Source organism: Microbacterium sp. B24 (assembly GCF_000333415.1).
Lineage (GTDB): Bacteria > Actinomycetota > Actinomycetes > Actinomycetales > Microbacteriaceae > Microbacterium.
On record NZ_BADB01000193.1, the window covers coordinates 1 to 1,245 of the forward strand.

1 protein-coding gene is annotated in these 1,245 nt (G+C 69.4%); it reads right to left on the bottom strand.

Annotation, left to right across the window (positions count from 1 at the left end):
• A partial coding sequence (locus I5I_RS05100; RefSeq protein WP_036317263.1) for a dipeptidase occupies positions 1 to 1,245 on the bottom strand: 1,245 nt, incomplete at both ends.

Consider the following 1,245-nt stretch of genomic DNA (forward strand, 5'->3'; position numbering starts at 1 on the left):
GATTCGAGCTCGGTCCCGGGGATCCTCTAGAGTCGAGCGACTCGTTCGGGCTGTGCGCCCGCGCATGCGGATCCTCGACGCCGGTCACCAGGATCTGCGCCCCCGGGAACTCGCGCACGAGATCCGCGATGAACGGGATCGATCCTCCGACGCCGATGTCGACCGGTTCGACGCCGTATCCCTCGCGCAGCGCGTCGCGCGCCGACGTCACCGCGGCCCCGGTGTTGTCGACCAGGAACGCATCGCCGCAGTCGACATCGCGGAAAGTCAGCTCCGCGCCGAACGGGGCGTGTGCGCGAAGGTGGGCCTCCAGCGCGGCGTAGGCCTCGCGGGCGGGCTGGCCGGGGGCCACCCGCATGCTGATCACGACGGAGACCTCGGGAGAGAGCGTGTTCGAGGCGTTCTTCACGCTTGGCGCATCGATGCCGGTGACGGTGATGGAGGGCTTGTTCCAGATGCGGCTGAGGATCGAGCCGCGTCCGATCGGGCTCACACCCTCGGGGAGCCCGGCCTCATCACGCAGGGTCTCCTCGGAGTAGTCGGGAGTCGATGCCTCGCGCTCGGTGAGCCCGGCGACGCAGACCGCACCATCGTCGTCCCACATCGTGGCGAGCAGCTTCACGGTCGCCAGCATCGCATCGGGCACGGCACCGCCGAACATGCCGGAGTGGGAGGCGTGCTCCAGTGTGCGCACGGTCATCGTGAAGCGTGCGTTGCCACGCAGCGACACCGTGAGGGCCGGAGTTGTCGCATCCCAGTTGCCGGAATCGGCGACGACGATGACGTCCGCGCGCAGCGCGTCGGCGTTGTCGCTGAGAAACTGCGCGAAGGATGCCGAGCCGGCTTCCTCTTCACCCTCGATGAAGAGGTTCACACCGAGGTCGACGTCGCCGCCGCACGCGTGGACGAGAGCGCGGAGGGCGCCGATGTGCGCCATGATCCCGGCCTTGTCGTCGGCGGCTCCGCGTCCGTAGAGGCGTCCACCGCGCACCGTCGGCTCGAAGGGCGGCGTCTCCCAGAGCGACTCGTCACCGACGGGCTGAACGTCGTGGTGGGCGTACAGCAGAATCGTCGGACGCCCGTTGCGCGCTGCGCGCGTGGCGAGCACCGCGGGCATCCCCTCCGCTCCCGTCTCGGGCACGATCGCGGTCTTCACCTCGACGCGCTCGAAGATGCCGAGCTGCTCGAGAAGCTCAGCCACCGTATCGGCGCTGCGTGCGACCTCGGCCCGATCGAAGCCGGGGA